This is a genomic window from Mycolicibacterium psychrotolerans, from assembly GCF_010729305.1.
In the GTDB taxonomy this organism is placed as follows: domain Bacteria; phylum Actinomycetota; class Actinomycetes; order Mycobacteriales; family Mycobacteriaceae; genus Mycobacterium; species Mycobacterium psychrotolerans.
Genome location: NZ_AP022574.1, coordinates 874802 through 894172, shown reverse-complemented (window position 1 = coordinate 894172; position 19371 = coordinate 874802). Strand labels below are relative to the sequence as shown.

Sequence of the window (19371 nt, the reverse complement as noted above, 5' to 3'; positions counted from 1 at the left end):
CGCCGCCGTGTCGTACGTTGCGGCGGTCCGGCCGGACAGCCCCGGCCGGAGTCCCCGTGGGAAGGAACCGGAGATCTCATGGCGCTCGTGCCGCTGAACCTGTTCGTCAGCCACGACGGGAGATCCCGTCGGCAACACATCACGTGCGTCTACAAGTGCGGTGACGCGTGCTCCAAGCCGGTGCCCAACCGCAGCGACAACGAGTACTTCGGCGACATCGCCAAGGCCGTGTCCCGCCGGTCGATTCTGCAGGCCGGCAGCGTCGCGGTGCTCGCCGTCGGCGCCGGGTCCGCGCTGGCGGCATGCTCCTCCCAGAGCCAGCCCGCACCGACGTCGTCGTCGGCGGCGCCCCCGGCCTCTCCCCCGCCTGGCATGAATTTCGCGTCCGTGGCCCCCAACAGCGAGGACGCGGTCGTCGTCGCCGACGGCTACCGGCAGGCCGTCGTCATCAGCTGGGGCGATCCGGTGCTGCCGGGCGCGCCCGCGTTCGACGTCGCCAAACAGACCGGTGCGGCCCAGCGAGGTCAGTTCGGGTTCAACAACGACTTCGCCGGGTTGCTGCCCATCCCCGGCCGGCAGAACCGCTTCCTGCTGGTCACCAACTTCGAATACGTCACGCCGCAGTTCATGTTCCCCGGGTTCGACGCCGACGCCCCCACCCGGGAGCAGTTCGAGGTCGAGCAGGCCGCAGTGGGAATGGGCGTGGTCGAGGTCGAGCGCACCCCCGAGGGCCTGAAGCCGGTGATGGGCTCCTACAACCGGCGCATCACCGCCGACACCCCGTTCACCCTGACCGGCCCAGCGGCGGGCAGCGACTTCGTCACCACCACCGCCGACCCCGCCGGACGGACCGTTCTGGGCACGTTCGCCAACTGCTCGGGCGGCGTGACGCCGTGGGGCACGGTGCTGTCCGGGGAGGAGAACTTCCACGAGTACTTCGGCGCCGCCGAGGGTGCGCCCGCTCCCGGACCCGTGGACGCCGACCGCAGGGACCGCTACGGGGTCGACGCCGAACCCACCGCGCTGAAGTGGGAGACGTTCGACCCGCGCTTCGACCTGACGAAGACGCCCAACGAGGTCAACCGGTTCGGCTACGTCGTCGAGCTCAACCCGTGGGACCCCGCGTCAACCCCGGTCAAGCACTCCGCGATCGGACGGCTCAAGCACGAAGGCGCCACCATCTACGTCACCGACGACGGCACCGTGGTCGCCTACACCGGTGACGACCAGCGCTTCGACTACATGTACAAATTCGTCTCCGCGAAGAAGATGCAGCCAGGTACCGATCCGTCGGCCATGGCGCACAACATGACGATCCTCGACGAGGGCACGCTGTATGTCGCCAAGCTCTCCAGCGACATCCCGCCCGGCGAGATCGACGGCTCCGGCACACTGCCGGCGAAGGGGTCGTTCAGCGGTACGGGCAGGTGGTTGCCGCTGCTGCGCAGCGGCCCCGGCGGGCAGGCGCAGTCGCTGGTCGACGGCGTCACCGCGCAGGAGGCCGCGGTGTTCACCCGGATGGCCGCCGACAAGGCGGGCGCCACCAAGATGGACCGGCCCGAGGACTTCGAGGCCAACCCCAAGACCGGCAAGGTCTATGTGGCGCTGACCAACAACGACGAACGCGGCGCACCCGGTGAGGCAGCGCCCGACGCCGCCAACCCACGCGACGACAACAAGAGCGGGCAGATCCTCGAGATCACCGACAACCACGCGGGCACCGACTTCACGTGGGAGCTGCTGCTCGTGTGCGGTGATCCGAAGGCGGCCGACACCTACTTCGCGGGATTCGACAAGAGCAAGGTCAGCCCGATCTCCTGCCCCGACAATCTGGCGTTCGACAGCCACGGCAACCTGTGGATCTCCACCGACGGCAATGCGCTGGACTCCAACGACGGACTGTTCGCGGTCGCGCTCGAGGGCCCCGATCGCGGTGAGGTGAAGCAATTCCTGACCGTGCCGATCGGCGCCGAGACGTGCGGGCCCGTCGTCACCGACACGCTGGTGACGGTGTGCGTACAGCACCCCGGGGAGAACGACGACAACAGCATCGACAACCCACAGTCGCGCTGGCCCGAGGGCGGCAACGGCACGGCGCGGCCGTCGGTGGTGGCGGTGTGGAAGGACAACGGCCAGATCGGACTCTGACCGATGCCGAGCAGACGCGAACTCGTGCGATTCGCGGCCGATCCGCGCGAGTTTGCGTCTGCTCGCGAGAGGTTATCTTGAGGCATGACCCGACCCGTGCGCATCGGCGTGCAACTGCAGCCTCAACATTCGCCCGAATACCGCCACATCCGGGATGCGGTGCGCCGCTGCGAGGACATCGGCGTCGACGTCGCATTCAACTGGGACCACTTCTTCCCGCTGTACGGCGACCCTGACGGCGCGCACTACGAATGCTGGACGATGCTGGCCGCGTGGGCGGAGCAGACCTCACGCATCGAGATCGGCGCCCTGGTCACCTGCAACTCCTACCGCAACCCGGAACTGCTCGCCGACATGGCTCGCACCGTCGATCACATCTCCGACGGCCGGCTCATCCTCGGGATCGGATCCGGTTGGAAGCAGAAGGATTACGACGAGTACGGCTACGAGTTCGGCACCGCGGGCAGCCGGCTCGACGACCTCGCCGGGGCGATGCCGCGCATCGAGGCCCGGTTCAACAAGCTGAATCCGCCTCCGGTGCGCGACATTCCGATCCTGATCGGCGGGCAGGGCGAGAAGAAGACCCTGCGCCTGGTGGCCGAACACGCCGACATCTGGCACGGCTTCACCGACCGCTCCACCTACCCCCGCAAGGCCGAGGTGCTCGACCGCCACTGCGCGGACGTCGGCCGGGACGCGTCGGCAATCGAGCGCTCCTCAGGGGTGCCCGAGGGCAGCGAGGACGCGATGCTCGCCGAAGCCGACGCCCTGGTCGGCCTCGGTGTCACGCTGCTGACGATCGGCGTCAACGGCCCCGACTACGACCTCACCAAGGCCGAGGCGCTGTGTCGGTGGCGCGACCGCCAGGCGGGCTGACCCACCCGGCATTGCACTCCTGGTGAGCCGAAGCTTCCGGCGCCGGTGTGCGGCCCACTACGTTGCTTGAGATGAACTGCATGCGGGTACCGCGCATGACCGTGAGAAGTTTCGCGCTGGTCCTGGTGATGGCGATGATCGCGGCGATGGGGTTGGCCGCCCCGGCCGGCGCACAGGTGGACCAGTGCGCCCCGCCGGGCGTCCAGAGCGCCAGCGCCCTGCCGACGAACCTGGCTGCCGCGGCGACCGGTCCCGCCGAGGACAAGTACACGACCGCCGGGGTCCGGCCCCTGCAGGACATCGACGTCAACACGCTGGGATTGTCCAGCCCGGGCACCCTGACCGTCGGCACGCTCTCGGATGCGCCGCCCAGCATCTGCATCAACTCCTCCGGCGAGTTCACCGGCTTCGACAACGAACTGATTCGCGCGATCGCCGACAAGCTGGGCCTGAAGGTGAATTTCGTCGGCACCGAGTTCTCCGGCCTGCTGGCCCAGGTCGCCTCGCGCCGCTTCGACGTCGGCTCCTCCTCGATCACCACCACCGATGCGCGGCGGCGCACCGTCGGCTTCACCAACGGCTACGACTTCGGCTACTTCTCCCTCGTTGTACCGCGGGGCTCGGCGATCACCGGGTTCGGCAAGCTCGCCGAGGGGCAGCGCATCGGCGTCGTGCAGGGCACGGTGCAGGAGGCCTACGTCATCGACACCCTCAAGTTGCAGCCGGTCAAGTTCCCCGACTACAACACCGTCTACGCCAGCCTCAAGACCCGTCAGATCGACGCGTGGGTCGCACCGTCACAGCAGGCCCAGGGCACCGTGCAGCCCGGCGATCCCACCGAGATCATCGAAAACACCTTCAGCTTGGACAATTTCGTGGCGTGGGCGGTCGCCAAGGACAATCAGCCGCTGATCGACGCGCTGAACTCCGGCCTGGACGCGATCATCGCCGACGGCACCTGGTCGCGGCTGTACTCCGATTGGGTGCCGCGCGCCCTGCCGCCGGGCTGGAAGCCGGGGTCCAAAGCCGCACCCGAACCGAAGCTGCCCGACTTCGCCGCGATCGCCGCGGAGAATCAGTCCAGGGCCGCCCCCGGAGAAGCGGTGTCGCCGCCGTCGACGCTGTCCCAACTCGCCGCATCGTTCCTGGACTGGGATCTCTACAAGCAGGCCATCCCGGACCTGTTCAAAACCGGTCTGCCGAACACCCTGATCCTGACCGTCGCCGCCAGCGTGATCGGGCTGGTGCTCGGCATGGCGCTCGCCGTGGCCGGCATCTCGACCTCGCGCTGGCTGCGCTGGCCCGCCCGCATCTACACCGACATCTTCCGCGGCCTGCCCGAAGTGGTGATCATCCTGCTGATCGGGTTGGGCATCGGCCCCGTGGTCGGGCAGCTGACGGGCAACAACCCGTACCCGCTGGGAATCGCGGCACTCGGGTTGATGGCCGCCGCCTACGTGGGCGAGATCTTCCGGTCGGGCATCCAGAGCGTGGACCCGGGACAGCTGGAGGCGTCCCGGGCGCTCGGCTTCAGCTACGCGACCTCGATGCGGCTGGTCGTCATCCCCCAGGGCGTGCGCCGGGTGCTGCCCGCGCTGATGAACCAGTTCATCTCGCTGCTCAAGGCGTCGTCGCTGGTGTACTTCCTCGGGCTGATCGCCAACCAGCGGGAGCTGTTCCAAGTGGGCCGCGACCTCAACGCCCAGACCGGCAACCTCTCGCCGCTGGTCGCCGCCGGCCTGTTCTACCTCGCGCTGACGATCCCGCTCACCCACCTGGTGAACTTCATCGACACCCGGCTGCGCCGCGGCCGCCGGCCCGACGAGGAGGACCCGCTGCTGACCTCGACCTCCCAGGAGATGAACTGATGACGACGACCGCGGTCTCGCTGGCCGCCACCGACCTGCACCTGTCCTTCGGCCCCAACGCGGTGCTGCGCGGCGTCGATCTCGACGTCGCCGCCGGAACCTCGACCGCCGTGATCGGGCCGTCCGGGTCGGGCAAGTCCACGCTGCTGCGCACCCTCAACCGGCTCTACGAGCCCGACCGCGGCGACATCCTGCTCGACGGGCGGTCGGTGCTGCGCGACGACCCGGACCAACTGCGGCAGCGAATCGGCATGGTGTTCCAGCAGTTTCAGCTCTTCCCGCACCGCACCGTGCTGGACAACGTGACGCTGGCGCCGCGAAGACTGAAGGGCCTGGACGCCGACGCCGCCCGCGACCTCGGGCTCGCGCAGCTGGATCGGGTCGGGCTGCGGCACAAGGCCGACGTGCGGCCGGCCACGCTGTCCGGCGGGCAGCAGCAACGCGTCGCGATCGCCCGGGCGCTCGCGATGTCACCCCAGGTGATGTTCTTCGACGAGGCGACCTCGGCGCTGGATCCCGAACTCGTCAAAGGCGTGCTGGCGCTGATCGCCGAACTGGGCGCGGACGGCATGACCATGGTGATCGTCACGCACGAAATGGACTTCGCGCGATCGTTCGCCGACACCGTCGTGTTCATGGACCGCGGCCAGGTCGTCGAAACGGGCCCGCCGGAACAGGTGTTCGAGAAGGCGGAGACCGAACGCCTCCAGCGCTTCCTGTCACAGGTGCTTTGACGCCGGTGTCAACTTTTTTTGCGCAAAGGAGCTGACCGGAGGGTCCGGAAGCCGCCGACAGGTTAGACTGGCGAAATTATGGCGGGCACGGAGACGCAGGTCAGCGACGTCGCGGGCGAACTGCAGCGCGTGCTGGCCAAGGTGATGTCCGTGCTGCGCCACACCGGTAAGACGGCCACCGCCGGCGACCTGACGCTGGCCCAGCTGTCCATTCTGCTCACGCTGCTGGACCAGGGTCCGATGCGGATGACGGAGTTGGCGGCCCATGAACGCGTCCGCACCCCGACCACCACGGTCGCCATCCGCAGGCTCGAGAAACTCGGCCTGGTCAAGCGCTCCCGCGACCCGTCGGACCTGCGCGCGGTCCTGGTCGAGATCACCCCGCAGGGCCTCTCCCAGCACCGGGATGCGCTGGCCTCCCGGCAGGCGCACCTGGCTCAGTTGCTGAGCAAGCTCAACGAAGAGGAACTCGACGCCCTGACCAAGGCCCTCGCGCCGCTCGAGCGCATCGCCGAGTAGCGCTCAGCCCAACCAGTCCAGCACCGCCGCGGCGGTCCACGACTGCTGCATACTGCCCAGCGGCTCGCCGGTGAACGGTTCGTAGTACTCGGCGAACGTGCCGTCGCTGGCCTGCCGCAGTCCCTCCCGCCGCAGCGTCGAGGACCGTTCGGCCCAGCCCCGCCGCGCGAAGCACCACGAGAACAGCCACGTCATCACCGGCCACACCGGACCCCGCCAGTATTCGCGCGACCGGAAGTCGCGGGACACCGGCGACGTCGACGGGATCAACGCGTACGCCAGATCGGGATGCCCACTGAACCGCGGCCCCTCCAGCAGCCGGATCAGCGCCCGCTCCCGGTCGTGCGGCAGGCCACCGCACAGCAGCGGCGCGAACTGCGCGACCGTCTCGGTGGCGATCCACCTCTCCGCGCGCACGTCGTAATCCCTTGCCGCACCGGTTCTCTCGTCGGTGGTCGCGACCACACCGGTGCGGAAGCGCTCGGCCCAGGAGTACAGATCCCTCACGTCGGCGCGCGGGCGCTTGTGGTCCTCACCGATCTCGGCCAGCACCTGGCACGCCACCGAGAAGATCGCGGAGACGAACACGTCCTCGACCGCGAAACTCATTGCCTTCGCCAGCAATTGGTCGTCGTAGCGAACGGTCTTCATCTCCTCGACCAGCCACAGGTAGCGGTCGTACTCCATGTCGCTGGGCCGTTGACTGGCGTCGGTGTTGATCTTGTTGTCCTCGCGCTGGTACTCGGGCACCTCGCCGGGAATCACGTTGGCGTACGGGCGGTCCCACCGCGGCGAGTTGTCCATACCGGACTCCCAGCCGTGGTACACGGTGACCCGGCCACGGCCCCGCTGGTCGCGGCATTCGGCCAGCCACCGGTGCCAGCGCACCAGATCGCCCCAGCGCCGGTCGAGAAAAGCGTCGGCGACCGCGCGGGTGGACCGGCCGCGCCGGCGGGCGTGGTCGAGGATGCGCTGCACGGCGATCGCGTGCACCGGCGGCTGGGTGATGCCGGAGGTGTGTCTGCCGCGCGGCGCGTCCGGCGACAGCGCCGAACACGCCCAGCGGGCCGGGCCCGGGAAGTACCCGTCGACGCCGTTGGCGAACACGATGTGCGGGATCATGCCGTTGCGCCACTGCGCCGACAGCAGCGTGTCGAGTTCGACGACTGCCCGCTCGACCGACAGCGGGGCCAGTCCGATGGCCACGAACGCCGCGTCCCAACTCCACATGTGCGGATAGAGCAACGGCGCCGCGGTGGTCATCGTGCCGAGGTCGTTGCCGCGCAGCAGGTAGGCCGCGCGGGCGGCCAGTTGTGTCGGGGCAAAGCTCGGATCGTGGGGCATCGCCTCCCATGATGCGACCTCTTCGCCCACCGCGCAGGTCGGTAGGGTCGGCGTGTGCCGACTGCCATGATCACCGGAGCCTCCGGAGGCCTCGGAGCCGCGCTGGCCGACGCGCTGGCCCCGACGCACACCCTGTTCCTGGCCGGGCGTCCCTCGGAGCGTCTGGACGCGGTCGCGGAGCGGCTCGGAGCCACCACCTGGCCGCTGGACCTCGCCGACCCGGACGCGATACCCGTCGTCGTCGAACCGATCGTCGAACTGGACGTGCTCATCCACAACGCCGGCGTCGCGTACCCCGGCCGGGTCGCCGAGACCACCGTCGACCAGTGGCGCTCCACGATGGCCGTCAACGTGATCGGCGCCGTCGCGCTCACCCTCGAACTGTTGCCCGCGTTGCGCGCCGCGGGCGGGCATGTCGTGTTCATCAACTCCGGAGCGGGCATCAACGCGTCGCCGGGGCTGGCGTCGTATTCGGCGAGCAAGTTCGCGCTGCGCGGTTTCGCCGACTCGCTGCGCGCCGACGAACCGTCGCTGCGGGTGACCTCCGTGCATCCCGGCCGCATCGCGACCGCGATGCAGGAGGACCTCGTCGCCTACGAGGGCCGGGAGTACGACCCCGCGAAGTACCTCAGTGTGCAGACCGTCGCCCGCGTCACCGCGGATGCGATCAACGCGCCCCGCGACGCCCACGTCCACGAGGTCATCGTCCGGCCCCGCTGACCCGTCAGCTGCGGTCCGGTTCGGTGCGCGGGCCGTAGCCGCCCGGCGACTCCCCGGCGGTGGCATGCCTGCCGATGTGCGCCTCGGCGCGCATACGTTCGACCATGTGCGGGTAGTGCAGCTCGAAAGCGGGCCGCTCCGAACGGATCCGGGGCAGTTCGGTGAAGTTGTGCCGCGGCGGCGGGCAACTGGTCGCCCACTCGAGCGAGTTGCCGTGGCCCCACGGGTCGTCGACCATCACCGGTTCGCCGTAGCGCCAGCTCTTGAAGACGTTCCACACGAACGGCAGCATCGACACACCCAGGATGAACGCGCCGATCGTGGAGACGAAGTGCATTCCGGTGAACCCGTCGCTGGGCAGGTAGTCCGCGTAGCGGCGTGGCATCCCCGCGTCGCCCAGCCAGTGCTGCACGCCGAAGGTGACGTGGAAGCCGATGAACGTGAGCCAGAAGTTCAGTTTGCCCAACCGCTCGTCGAGCATCCGGCCCGTCATCTTCGGGAACCAGAAGTAGACGCCGGCATAGGTGGCGAACACGATGGTGCCGAACAGCACGTAGTGAAAGTGCGCCACCACGAAGTAGCTGTCGGTGACGTGGAAGTCCAGCGGCGGACTGGCCAGCAGCACGCCGGACAGACCGCCGAGCAGGAACGTGACCACGAACCCGACCGACCACAGCATCGGGGTCTCGAAACTCAACTGGCCCTTCCACATCGTGCCGATCCAGTTGAAGAACTTGATGCCGGTCGGCACCGCGATGAGATAGGTGGTGAACGAGAAGAACGGGAGAAGGACGGCGCCGGTGGCGTACATGTGGTGCGCCCACACCACCACCGACAGCGCGCCGATCCCCAACGTGGCGTAGACCAGCGTGGTGTAGCCGAAGATCGGTTTGCGGCTGAACACCGGGAAGATCTCGGTGACGATGCCGAAGAACGGCAGCGCGACGATGTACACCTCCGGATGACCGAAGAACCAGAACAGGTGCTGCCAGAGGATCGCGCCCCCGTTGGCGGCGTCGTAGACATGCGCGCCGAGATGCCGGTCAGCGGCCAGGCCGAACAACGCCGCAGTCAGGATGGGGAAGGCCAGCAGCACCAGGATCGAGGTCACCAGGATGTTCCAGGTGAAGATCGGCATCCGGAACATCGTCATCCCGGGAGCCCGCATGCACACCACGGTCGTGATCATGTTGACCGCGCCCAGAATGGTCCCCAGCCCGCCGACCGCCAGCCCCAGAATCCACAGATCCCCACCGGGACCGGGGGAATGCGTCGCGTCGGTCAGCGGCGAATAGGCCGTCCACCCGAAGTCGGCCGCACCGCCCGGTACGAGGAACCCACCCAGCGCAATGAGCGCGCCGAACAGGAACAGCCAGTACGAGAACGCGTTGAGCCGCGGGAACGCGACGTCCGGGGCGCCGATCTGCAGCGGCAGCACCAGGTTCGCGAAACCGAACACGATCGGCGTCGCATAGAACAGCAGCATCACCGTGCCGTGCATCGTGAACAGCTGGTTGTACTGCTCGTTGGACAGGAACTGCAGACCCGGCACCGCGAGCTCGGTGCGGATGAACAGCGCCATCAGCCCACCGATGAAGAAGAAGGCGAAACAGGTGACCACGTACATGATGCCGATCAGCTTGTGATCGGTGGTCGTGACGAGCTTGTAGATCAGGTTGCCCTTGGGGCCCAGCCTGGACGGAAAGGGCCGCCGCGGTTCGAGGTTCAGCAGGGTGAGCGCGTCGACGGCCATGCGGACTCCTCGGGCATCCGGCGAACAGACCGCGGCCGATTACCCCCGCCGAAGCGCGTCAAACACCGATCACACCACGATGTTGACCAGCCGGCCGGCGACGACGATGACCTTCTTCGGGGTCCGGCCGTCGATGAAGGCCACGACCTTCTCATCGGCCAGTGCGGCGGCCTCGACGGTGTCGGCGACGGCGTCCGCAGGGACCGTCACCCGGCTGCGGACCTTGCCGTTGACCTGCACCGGATACTCGACGGTGTCCTCGACCAGGTACGCCGGATCGGCCACCGGGAACGGGCCGTGGGCCAGTGAGCCGTCGTGGCCGAGCCGCGACCACAGCTCCTCGGCCAGGTGCGGCGCGAGCGGCGCCACCATCAGCACCAGCGGTTCGAGTGCGGCGCGGGCCGTCACCGACTGCTTGGTCAGATGGTTGGTGTATTCGATCAACTTGGCCGCGGCGGTGTTGTTGCGCAGCCCCGCATAGTCGTCCGCGGCGCCCGCGATCGTGCGGTGCAGCAGCCGCAGCGTGGCGTCGTCGATCGGCTCGTCGGTGACACGCACCGCGCCGGACTCCTCGTCGACCACCAGGCGCCAGACGCGCTGCAGGAAGCGGTGCGCACCGACGACGTCCTTGGTGGCCCACGGCCGCGACGCCTCCAGCGGGCCCATCGACATCTCGTACACCCGCAGCGTGTCGGCGCCGTAGTTGTCGCAGATCTCGTCGGGCGACACCGAGTTCTTCAGGCTCTTGCCGATCTTGCCGAACTCCTGATTGACCTCCATCTCACCGTCCGGCCCCGCCCAGAAGAACTTTCCGTCGCGCTCGGTGACCTCGGCCGCCGGCACGTACGTCCCGCGCGCGTCGGTGTAGGCGAACGCCTGGATGTAGCCCTGGTTGACCAGCCGCCGGTACGGCTCGCGGGAGCTGACATGCCCGAGGTCGTGCAGCACCTTGTGCCAGAACCGCGAGTAGAGCAGATGCAGCACCGCGTGTTCGACGCCGCCGACGTACAGGTCGACGCCACCCGGGTCGTCCGGGCCGTGCTCGGCGGGCCGCGGTCCCATCCAGTACGCCTCATTCTCCTTGGCGCACATGGCTTCTGCGTTGTACGGGTCGGTGTAGCGCAACTCGTACCAGGAACTGCCTGCCCACTGCGGCATCACGTTGGTGTCCCGGGTGTAGGGCTTGAGCCCGTCGCCGAGGTCGAGTTCGACGTTGACCCAGTCGGTGGCCTTGGCCAGCGGCGGCGACGGCTCGCTGTCGGCGTCGTCGGGATCGAACAACACCGGGGAGTAGTCCGGTACGTCGGGCAACTCGACAGGCAGCATCTCCTGTGGCAGTCCGTGGGCGCGGCCGTCGGCGTCGTAGACGATCGGGAACGGCTCGCCCCAGTACCGCTGGCGAGCGAAAAGCCAGTCCCGCAGCTTGTACTCGATGCGGGCGCGGCCGCGGCCGTCAGCGGTGAGGCGCTCGGTCATGGCCACCTTGGCCGCCGTCACGTCCATGCCGTCGAGGAAGCCGGAGTTCACCATCACACCTTCGCCGGTGTAGGCCGCCTCCGAAATGTCACCACCCGTAACCACTTCCACGATCGGCAGGCCGAACTCGGTGGCGAAGTCCCAGTCGCGCTGGTCGCCGCCGGGCACCGCCATGATCGCGCCGGTACCGTAGCCGGCCAGCACATAGTCCGCGATGAACACCGGAACCTGCTGTTCGTCAGCCGGCTTGACGGCATACGCGCCGAGGAACACGCCGGTCTTGGTCTTGTTCTCCTGACGCTCCAGATCGGACTTCGCCGCGATGGCGGCCCGGTAGGCGGTCACCGCCTCGCGCGGTGTCTGCGCGCCGTAGGTCCAGCGCCGGTCAACGCCGTCGGGCCACTGGGCGGCGACCAGTTCGTCGACCAGATCGTGCTCGGGCGCCAGCACCAGATACGTCGAACCGAACAGCGTGTCCGGCCGGGTGGTGAACACCTCGACGTCGCCGGCGGGAGTGCCGAACAGCACGCTCGCGCCGGTCGAGCGGCCGATCCAGTTGCGCTGCATGGTCTTGACCTTCTCCGGCCAGTCCAGCACATCGAGATCGTCGAGCAACCGGTCCGAGTACGCGGTGATGCGCATCATCCACTGCCGCAGGCGTTTCCGGAACACCGGGAAGTTCCCGCGCTCACTGCGGCCGTCGGCGGTGACCTCCTCGTTGGCCAGCACCGTGCCCAGCCCCGGACACCAGTTGACCACCGAGTCGGCCAGATAGACCAGCCGGTGGCCGTCGACCACGTCGGCGCGCTCGCCGCTGCTCAACGACGACCAGGGGCGGCCGTCGTCGGTCGCCCGGGTGCCCCCCTCGAACTCGGCGATCAGCTCGGCGATGGGTCGGGCCCGGTTCTCGGCCCGGTCGAACCATGCGTTGAATATCTGCAGGAAGATCCACTGCGTCCACTTGTAGAAGTCGACGTCGGTGGTGGAGAAGCTGCGCCGAGCGTCGTGGCCGAGACCCAGCCGGCCGAGCTGGCGGCGGAAGTTCACGATGTTGGCCTCGGTCCGGGTCCGCGGGTGCGTCCCGGTCTGGATGGCGTACTGCTCGGCGGGCAGACCGAACGCGTCGAAACCCAACGCGTGCAACACATTCCGCCCGGTCATCCGGTAGTAGCGGGCATACACGTCGGTGGCGATGTAGCCGAGGGGATGCCCGACGTGCAACCCCTCCCCCGACGGATACGGGAACATGTCCTGGACGAACATCTTGTCGGCGGGCACCGGTGTGCCGTCGGGCGGGGCCAGCGAGCCGACCGGGTTCGCGACGTCGAAGGTTCCGGCGTCGGTCCACCGCTGCTGCCAGGACCGCTCGATGTCCCCGGCGAGCTCCGCGGTGTAGCGGTGCGGCGGGGTGTCGTCGGCGGCGGACGAGCGCTCGCGCGAGGACTGTGTTCCAGGGTGCGCAGTCGGCGTGTCGGTCACGTGATCAGCGTATAAGCCGCCGCGTAGCCGCTCCGCGGGCCACGGGTTGATCTCGGTTCCGTTGCGGATGCGTCAGGGGTTGGTCCCAGGTCGATTCCAGCCCTGGTGAGCGTGTCGGCCCCGTGGATACATTGCTCGCCTGACCCGGGTGCGCTTGGCCCGGACCGTCGGGAAAAGGGATTGGGAGGACTTCACTCGATGAGCGAAATCGGCCGCGGCTGGCGGGTTCTGGCGGGAGGTATCGGCGCATGCGCCGGTGTCGCGGGTGTGCTGGGTGTCGCGGGCACGGCGTCCGCGCAGCCCCTGCCCGTACAGCCGGTCCTGCCGTCGCCGGCCACCGTGGCCCAGCCGGTGCCGGCCGCGCCGAACGCCGCCGCCGTCCAGCCGGGTGTGACGCCCGCCACCGCCGGTGTGGCCGCGGTGCCCGTCGGCGTCACCGCGCCGGCTGCACCCGCTCCCGCGGTGCCCGTCGTGCCCGCACAGCCGGCGGCGCCGGCGATCGTGCCGGCCACCTCGGGGACGCTCGCCGACTTCCTCACCACCAAGGGCGTCACCCTGCAACCGCAGTCCAGCCGCGACTTCCGGGCCCTCAACATCGTGCTGCCCATGCCGCGCGGCTGGCAGCACATCCCGGACCCGAACGTGCCCGACGCGTTCGCGGTGATCGCCGACCGCGTGGGCGGCAACGGCCTGTACTCGTCGAACGCCCAGGTGATCGTCTACAAGCTCGTCGGCGGGGACTTCGACCCCAAGGAGGCGATCAGCCACGGCTTCATCGACGCCCAGCAGCTGCCCGCCTGGCGTTCGACCGACGCGTCGCTCACCGACTTCGGCGGGATGCCGTCCTCGCTGATCGAGGGCACCTATCGGGAGAACTCCATGACGCTGAACACCTCCCGGCGTCACGTGCTGGCCACGGTCGGCCCCGACCGCTACCTGGTGTCACTGGCCGTCACCACCAGCGTCGATCAGGTGGTGGCCGCCGCGGACGCCACCGAGGCGATCGTCAAAGGCTTCAAGGTGAGCGTGCCGTCCGCGGCGCCCGCACCCGCGGCGCCTCTGGCCGTCCCTCCCGCGCCGGCCCTGCCGGCGCCCCCAGCTCCCGCCGTCCCCGCTGCGGTGGCCCCCCCGCCGCAGCTGCTGGGACTGCAGGGATAAGCGACGTCGTCCCCCGGGCGAAGCCTGGCGCCCGGGGGACGGCGGCCCGCTGCCGACGCCGTATCCTCTGATCCATGATCGTCGCCGCAGTGGTGTGTCTCGGCGTCGCCGCCGTGACCGCGGCGCTGGGTGTCTGGTCGCTGACCCGGCCGGTATCCGACGACTTCGTCCGGCAGGTACTGCGCGGGGTCGCCCCGACGCAGGTGGCCGCCGCGGTGATGCTGGCCGCCGGAGCGGTGGTCGGGCTGTCGGCTCCGCGGCCGACGTCGGCGGTGGTGCTGCTGGTGTGCATCGGCGGTGCGCTGGCGACCGTGGCCGCGGGATGCTGGCAGAGCGCAAAGGTCGTCGCCCGCGCGAACGCCCGCGTCGCCGCGGGTGCCGACAGCTGCGCGGGGGCGTGCGCGTCGTGCACGCTGTCCTGCGAGCGCTGACCCCTTTAGTTGCGGCTGAGATCGATGGGGTGGGTCGCGAGCAGCGACAGCGGCATCGGCTGACGACGCAGCACCCGACCCCACAGGTCGACCCGCGGCTCCACCAGCACGTCGGTCGGCAACGCGGACAACACGATCCAGTCGTCGCGCTCGATCTCCCCCTCGAGCTGACCGATGGTCCACCCGGAGTACCCGGCGAAGATGCGCACCCCCTCGACCAGCGGGGCGATCGCGTCGGGGTCGGCGTCCAGGTCGACCATCGCGATGCGGCCCTGCACGTGGCGCAGTCCGCTGACGGCGGCCGGGTCCACGCCGACCCGCAGCGTCGCCAGGCACAGCGCCGCGTCTCTTTTGACGGGCCCGCCGATGAACATCGTCTTGGGTTTGGTCGCGAGCTTGACCCATTGCGGAAGCACGTTGTAGACCGCGGTCTCGCTGGGCCGGTTCAGTACCACGCCCAGCGTCCCGCCGTCGTTGTGCTCGACGACGTAGATGACGCTGCGCCGGAACGTGGGTTCGAGCAGATCGGTGTTGGCCAGCAACATCGTGCCCGCACGGACCCGGTGGGCCGCGGGTGCGACGAAATCCTCCGGATCTTCTGGCTGCGCCACCCGACCATTCTGTCACCACCGCCGTCTCACGGAGGCGAACAAGCGGGCCCCGCCCGGATATTTGTACTGTGGCTCCGGTAGCGACATCTCTCTGACGCAGTCACCACTCTCCTAGGACGTGAATCCCGTGCCCGACGATCGCGCACCTCGCGCAGCGTGGCGTTCGGTGTGGGCCTCGACCAGGTCCCTGCCCGAGTTCCGCCGGCTGCTGGAACTGCGCGCGGTCAGCCAGTTCGGAGACGGCCTGTTCCAGGCCGGCCTGGCCGGGGCGATCCTGTTCAACCCCGAGCGGGCCGCCGAGCCGTGGGCGATCGCCGCGTCCTTCGCGGTGCTGTTCCTGCCGTACTCGGTGCTCGGCCCGTTCGCCGGCGCCCTGCTGGACCGCTGGGACCGGCGGGTGGTCCTCATCGGCGCCAACAGCGGCCGGTTGGCGCTGGTGATCGCCGTCGGGGTGCTGCTGGCCGCCGGCGTCGGTGACCTGCCGATCCTGTTGGGTGCGTTGATCGTCAACGGTCTGACGCGGTTCGTCTCGTCCGGTCTGTCGGCCGCGCTGCCGCATGTGGTGCCCCGCGAGCAGGTGGTCGCGATGAACTCGATCGCGACGGCCACCGGGGGTGCGGCGGCGTTCTTCGGCGCGAACTTCATGCTGCTGCCGCGCTGGTTGTTCGGCGCCAGCGACGGCGGCGCCTCGGTGATCATCTTCCTGGTGGTGGTGCCTGTGGCGCTGGCGCTGTGGCTGTCGGTGCGCTTCCCGCCGCGCATGCTCGGCCCCGACGACAGCATCCGCGCGGTGCACGGGTCCGTCGCCTACGCCGTGGCCACCGGGTGGGTGCACGGCGCGCGGACCGTGCTCGCGGTGCCGAGCGTCACCGCGACGCTGGCCGGGCTGTCGGCGCACCGGATGGCGTTCGGCCTCAACACCCTGCTGGTCCTCGTGCTGGTGCGCCACACCGACCCTGCGTCGGCCTCCGTGGCGGGCCTCGGCACTGCCGCGCTGTTCCTCGCCGCCGCCGGAATCGGCAGCTTCCTGGCCAACGTCGTCACCCCGACGCTGGTGCGGCGCTGGGGCCGGTACGCCACCCCGATCGCGGCGCTGGCCTTCGCCGCGGCGGTCCAGCTGTGTGGGGCCACCCTGCGCCTGCCGGTGATGATCGCGTGCGGATTCCTGCTGGGCGGCGCCGGCCAGGTGGTGAAGTTGTGCGCCGACACCGCGATGCAGATCGACGTCGACGACGCGCTGCGCGGGCATGTGTTCACCGTGCAGGACTCGCTGTTCTGGATGGCGTTCATCCTCGCCATCGCGGCGGCGGCGTTCGTCATCCCGGCCGACGGCCACGCGCCGGGGCTGGCGGTCGCCGGCACCGTGGTCTATCTCGCCGGGCTGGCCGTGTACGCGACGGTCGGTCGCAGGCGCCGACCCGCGGGCTAAGGTGACCGGCATGGCCGGAGCTGCCCCGATGGTCGCGGACCTGCGCGCCGAGAGCGACGACCTCGATGCGCTCGTCGCCGAGTTACCGGCGGACCGCTGGTCGACCGACACCCCGGCCGCGGGCTGGACGATCGCCCATCAGATCGCGCACCTGCTGTGGACCGACCGGGTGGCGCTGGTCGCCGTCACCGACGAAGCGGCGTTCGCCGCCGACATCGTGTCGGCGGCCGCGCAGAATCCCGCCGGATTCGTCGACGCCGCCGCCGAAGAACTCGCGGCGACCGCGCCGGCGCAGCTTCTCGCCGACTGGCGACACATCCGCACCGCCCTGCACGACGCCCTGCTGACGGTCGAGGACGGACGCAAGCTGCCCTGGTTCGGGCCGCCGATGAGCGCGGCGTCCATGGCCACCGCCCGGCTCATGGAGACCTGGGCGCACGGCCTGGATGTGGCCGACGCGCTCGGGGTGACGCGGGCACCGACGGCGCGGCTGCGCTCGATCGCCCACATCGGCGTGCGGACCCGCGACTTCGCCTACGCCGTGCACGGGCTGACGCCGCCGGGCGAACCGTTCCACGTGAAACTGCGCGCGCCGGACGGGGCGGAGTGGACGTGGGGCCCCGAGGATGCGGCGCAGCGGGTGAGCGGGTCGGCCGAGCACTTCTGCATGCTGGTCACCCAGCGCCGTCCCCGGTCGGAGCTCGACGTCGTCGCCGTCGGACCCGACGCCGAGCAGTGGCTGATGATCGCGCAGGCGTTCGCCGGCCCGCCCGGGCCCGGCCGCGGCTGACGTCCGCGAGCGCGCGGGTTCAGAGGCTGTCGGCGCTGTCGGCGGCGCCGTCGGAGTCGGTGTCGACCAGGTGGACGTCCCAGCGGCCGTCGCCGTCGGTGTCGACCCAGGCCGTTCCCGTCCCGAACGCCCGGTCGGCGAGGCCGTCGCCGTCGCTGTCGGCCAGCCGCTCCCCTGCCTGCCCATCCCCGTCGAGGTCCACCATCGCGCTGCCGGCAGGATGCTCCACCCCGTCGAGCCCGAGCCAGCGCACCGCCGCAGCACGGTCGGCGCTCACCGCCCACGTGCCGGTGCCGTCGTCGGTGACATAGGCCTGCCCGTCACCCCCGAGATCCAGCACCCCGTGGTCGGCCAACCCGTCGACGTCGAGGTCGGCGAGCGCGTCGTCGAGCAGGCCGTCGTCGTCGAGGTCGAGCGGCACGGCGTCCAGCACCCCGTCACCGTCGACGTCGGCGCTCGGGTCGGCGCTCCACATCGTGGCCGACCCGTCCGGATCCCCCAGGCAGTACTCCATACCTGTCAGACGCGCGGGTGGCCCTTCTCGTTCCACCACTTCAACAGTTCCTCGACCGCTTCCTCACGGCTGAGCGGGCCGCGGTCCAGCCGCAACTCCTTGAGGTGGTTCCACGCCTGCCCCACCTGCGGGCCTGGTGGGATGTCGAGGATCTGCATGATCTCGTTGCCGTCGATGTCCGGCCGCACCCGCGCCAGGTCCTCCTTGGCCGCCAGCTCGGCGATGCGGTGCTCGAGGTCGTCGTAGTTGGCCTGCAGCCGCGCCGCCCTGCGCTTGTTGCGCGTGGTGCAGTCGGCGCGCACCAGTTTGTGCAGCCGGCTCAGCAGCGGACCGGCGTCGGTGACGTAGCGGCGCACCGCCGAGTCGGTCCACCGGCCCTCGCCGTACCCGTGGAACCGCAGGTGCAGGTACACCAGCTGCGAGACGTCGTCGATCATCTGCTTGGAGTACTTCAGCGCGCGCATCCGCTTACGGGCCATCTTCGCGCCGACGACCTCATGGTGGTGAAAGCTCACCCCGCCGTCGGGCTCGTGCTTGCGGGTGGCGGGCTTGCCGATGTCGTGCAGCAGCGCCGCCCAGCGCAGCACCAGGTCCGGGCCTTCGTCCTCGAGTTCGATGGCCTGGCGCAGCACGGTCAGCGAATGCTGGTAGACGTCCTTGTGCTGGTGGTGTTCGTCGATGGCCATCCGCATCGCCCCGATCTCGGGCAGCACCACCTCCCCCAGCCCGGTCTGCACCATCAGGTCGATCCCGGCCACCGGATCGGCGCCCAGCAGCATCTTGTCCAGCTCCGCCGCCACCCGCTCGACGCTGATCCGGGCCAGCTGCGGCGCCATCTCCTCCAGCGCGCGGCGCACCCGCGGTGCCACGGTGAAGCCCAGTTGCGAGACGAACCGCGCCGCCCGCAGCATGCGCAGCGGGTCGTCGCCGAACGACACCTCCGGCGCGGCCGGGGTGTCGAGGGTGCGGGCCTGCAGCGCGGCCAGCCCGCCGAGCGGATCCAGGAAGTCGCCGATGCCGCCGGGCCGGTCGGGGTCGATGCGGACCGCCATCGCGTTGGCGGTGAAGTCGCGGCGCACCAGGTCGTCGTCGAGGTTGTCGCCGAAGGCCACCTCCGGGTGCCGCGTCACCTGGTCGTAGGTGTCGGCACGGAACGTGGTCAGTTCCAGCCGGTCACCGTTCTTGCCGACGCCGAGCGTGCCGAATTCGATGCCGGTGTCCCACAGCGCGTCGGCCCAGCCCGCCAGCAGCGCCTTCATCTGCTCGGGGCGGGCGTCGGTGGTGAAGTCCAGATCGGTGCCCAGCCGGCCCAACAGCGCGTCACGCACACTGCCGCCGACCAGATACAGCGCATGCCCCCGCTCGGCGAACAACCGGCCGAGCCCTTCGAGCACCTCGCGATGCCGGTTCAGCGAGACCTGCGCAGCGGCCAACAGTTCGGGGACATCTCGTCCGGACGTGGGCTCAGGCACGTCCGGTGAGCCTACTGGTCACAGGCATGTCACCGACCGGCGAGTGCGG

The 19371-nt window shown here is 69.7% G+C and carries 16 protein-coding genes; 10 read left to right on the top strand and 6 right to left on the bottom strand.

All coding sequences use genetic code 11. The annotated features are described in order from the left end of the window. Positions 1-78 precede the first annotated feature (78 nt). The 5 genes from G6N45_RS04410 to G6N45_RS04390 all read left to right on the top strand — a co-directional run bounded on the left by G6N45_RS04410 (position 79) and on the right by G6N45_RS04390 (position 6145). Entirely contained in the window at positions 79-2148 is a 2070-nt protein-coding gene (locus G6N45_RS04410) for a PhoX family protein (protein WP_163720576.1), read from the top strand. 84 nt (positions 2149-2232) lie between these two features. Further along, a complete protein-coding gene (locus G6N45_RS04405) occupies positions 2233-3024 on the top strand; it encodes an LLM class F420-dependent oxidoreductase (protein WP_163720575.1) in 792 nt (263 codons plus the stop codon). Between the two features lie 95 nt (positions 3025-3119). Continuing rightward, positions 3120-4892 (top strand): ABC transporter substrate-binding protein/permease, encoded by a 1773-nt coding sequence (locus tag G6N45_RS04400; RefSeq protein WP_220100590.1) that lies wholly within the window; start codon positions 3120-3122, stop codon positions 4890-4892. Beyond that, a complete protein-coding gene (locus G6N45_RS04395) occupies positions 4892-5626 on the top strand; it encodes an amino acid ABC transporter ATP-binding protein (RefSeq protein WP_163720573.1) in 735 nt (244 codons plus the stop codon). The genes G6N45_RS04400 and G6N45_RS04395 overlap by 1 nt, the downstream gene beginning before the upstream one ends. Before the next feature lie 78 nt (positions 5627-5704). Beyond that, the gene (locus tag G6N45_RS04390) at positions 5705-6145 is read left to right on the top strand and encodes a MarR family winged helix-turn-helix transcriptional regulator (protein WP_163720572.1); all 441 of its coding nucleotides are present in this window, start codon (positions 5705-5707) and stop codon (positions 6143-6145) included. Positions 6146-6148: 3 nt separating this feature from the next. Here G6N45_RS04390 and ggh read toward each other — a convergent pair whose 3' ends face one another. Beyond that, on the bottom strand, positions 6149-7489 hold the full coding sequence (gene ggh, locus G6N45_RS04385) for a glucosylglycerate hydrolase (RefSeq protein ID WP_163720571.1): 1341 nt from the start codon (positions 7487-7489) through the stop codon (positions 6149-6151). A 54-nt stretch (positions 7490-7543) separates the two neighbouring features. On the opposite strand from ggh, the gene G6N45_RS04380 reads away from it, so the two are divergent. Next, entirely contained in the window at positions 7544-8209 is a 666-nt protein-coding gene (locus G6N45_RS04380; protein ID WP_163720570.1) for an SDR family oxidoreductase, read from the top strand. A gap of 4 nt (positions 8210-8213) precedes the next feature. Here G6N45_RS04380 and ctaD read toward each other — a convergent pair whose 3' ends face one another. Both ctaD and leuS read right to left on the bottom strand, forming a co-directional pair. Next, on the bottom strand, positions 8214-9962 hold the full coding sequence (gene ctaD / locus G6N45_RS04375; RefSeq protein WP_163720569.1) for an aa3-type cytochrome oxidase subunit I: 1749 nt from the start codon (positions 9960-9962) through the stop codon (positions 8214-8216). A 69-nt stretch (positions 9963-10031) separates the two neighbouring features. Further along, positions 10032-12917: a leucine--tRNA ligase gene (gene leuS, locus G6N45_RS04370; RefSeq protein ID WP_163720568.1), complete on the bottom strand. Its 2886-nt coding sequence runs from the start codon at positions 12915-12917 to the stop codon at positions 10032-10034. 198 nt (positions 12918-13115) lie between these two features. On the opposite strand from leuS, the gene G6N45_RS04365 reads away from it, so the two are divergent. Both G6N45_RS04365 and G6N45_RS04360 read left to right on the top strand, forming a co-directional pair. Beyond that, the gene (locus tag G6N45_RS04365; RefSeq protein WP_163720567.1) at positions 13116-14075 is read left to right on the top strand and encodes an LpqN/LpqT family lipoprotein; all 960 of its coding nucleotides are present in this window, start codon (positions 13116-13118) and stop codon (positions 14073-14075) included. 74 nt (positions 14076-14149) lie between these two features. Continuing rightward, the gene (locus G6N45_RS04360) at positions 14150-14506 is read left to right on the top strand and encodes a hypothetical protein (protein ID WP_163720566.1); all 357 of its coding nucleotides are present in this window, start codon (positions 14150-14152) and stop codon (positions 14504-14506) included. 5 nt (positions 14507-14511) lie between these two features. Here G6N45_RS04360 and G6N45_RS04355 read toward each other — a convergent pair whose 3' ends face one another. After that, on the bottom strand, positions 14512-15117 hold the full coding sequence (locus tag G6N45_RS04355) for a YqgE/AlgH family protein (protein WP_057149884.1): 606 nt from the start codon (positions 15115-15117) through the stop codon (positions 14512-14514). Between the two features lie 127 nt (positions 15118-15244). On the opposite strand from G6N45_RS04355, the gene G6N45_RS04350 reads away from it, so the two are divergent. Together G6N45_RS04350 and G6N45_RS04345 are read left to right on the top strand one after the other, a co-directional pair. Further along, the gene (locus tag G6N45_RS04350) at positions 15245-16546 is read left to right on the top strand and encodes an MFS transporter (protein WP_163727754.1); all 1302 of its coding nucleotides are present in this window, start codon (positions 15245-15247) and stop codon (positions 16544-16546) included. Between the two features lie 10 nt (positions 16547-16556). Beyond that, a complete protein-coding gene (locus tag G6N45_RS04345; protein WP_163720565.1) occupies positions 16557-17336 on the top strand; it encodes a TIGR03084 family metal-binding protein in 780 nt (259 codons plus the stop codon). Between the two features lie 19 nt (positions 17337-17355). On the opposite strand, the gene G6N45_RS04340 is transcribed toward G6N45_RS04345, so the two are convergent. Then, the gene (locus tag G6N45_RS04340; protein ID WP_163720564.1) at positions 17356-17850 is read right to left on the bottom strand and encodes a pullulanase; all 495 of its coding nucleotides are present in this window, start codon (positions 17848-17850) and stop codon (positions 17356-17358) included. A 5-nt stretch (positions 17851-17855) separates the two neighbouring features. Further along, positions 17856-19322 carry a CCA tRNA nucleotidyltransferase gene (locus G6N45_RS04335; protein ID WP_163720563.1) on the bottom strand — a complete coding sequence of 489 codons (1467 nt, stop codon included), beginning with the start codon at positions 19320-19322 and terminating at the stop codon, positions 17856-17858. Positions 19323-19371: the final 49 nt, after the last annotated feature.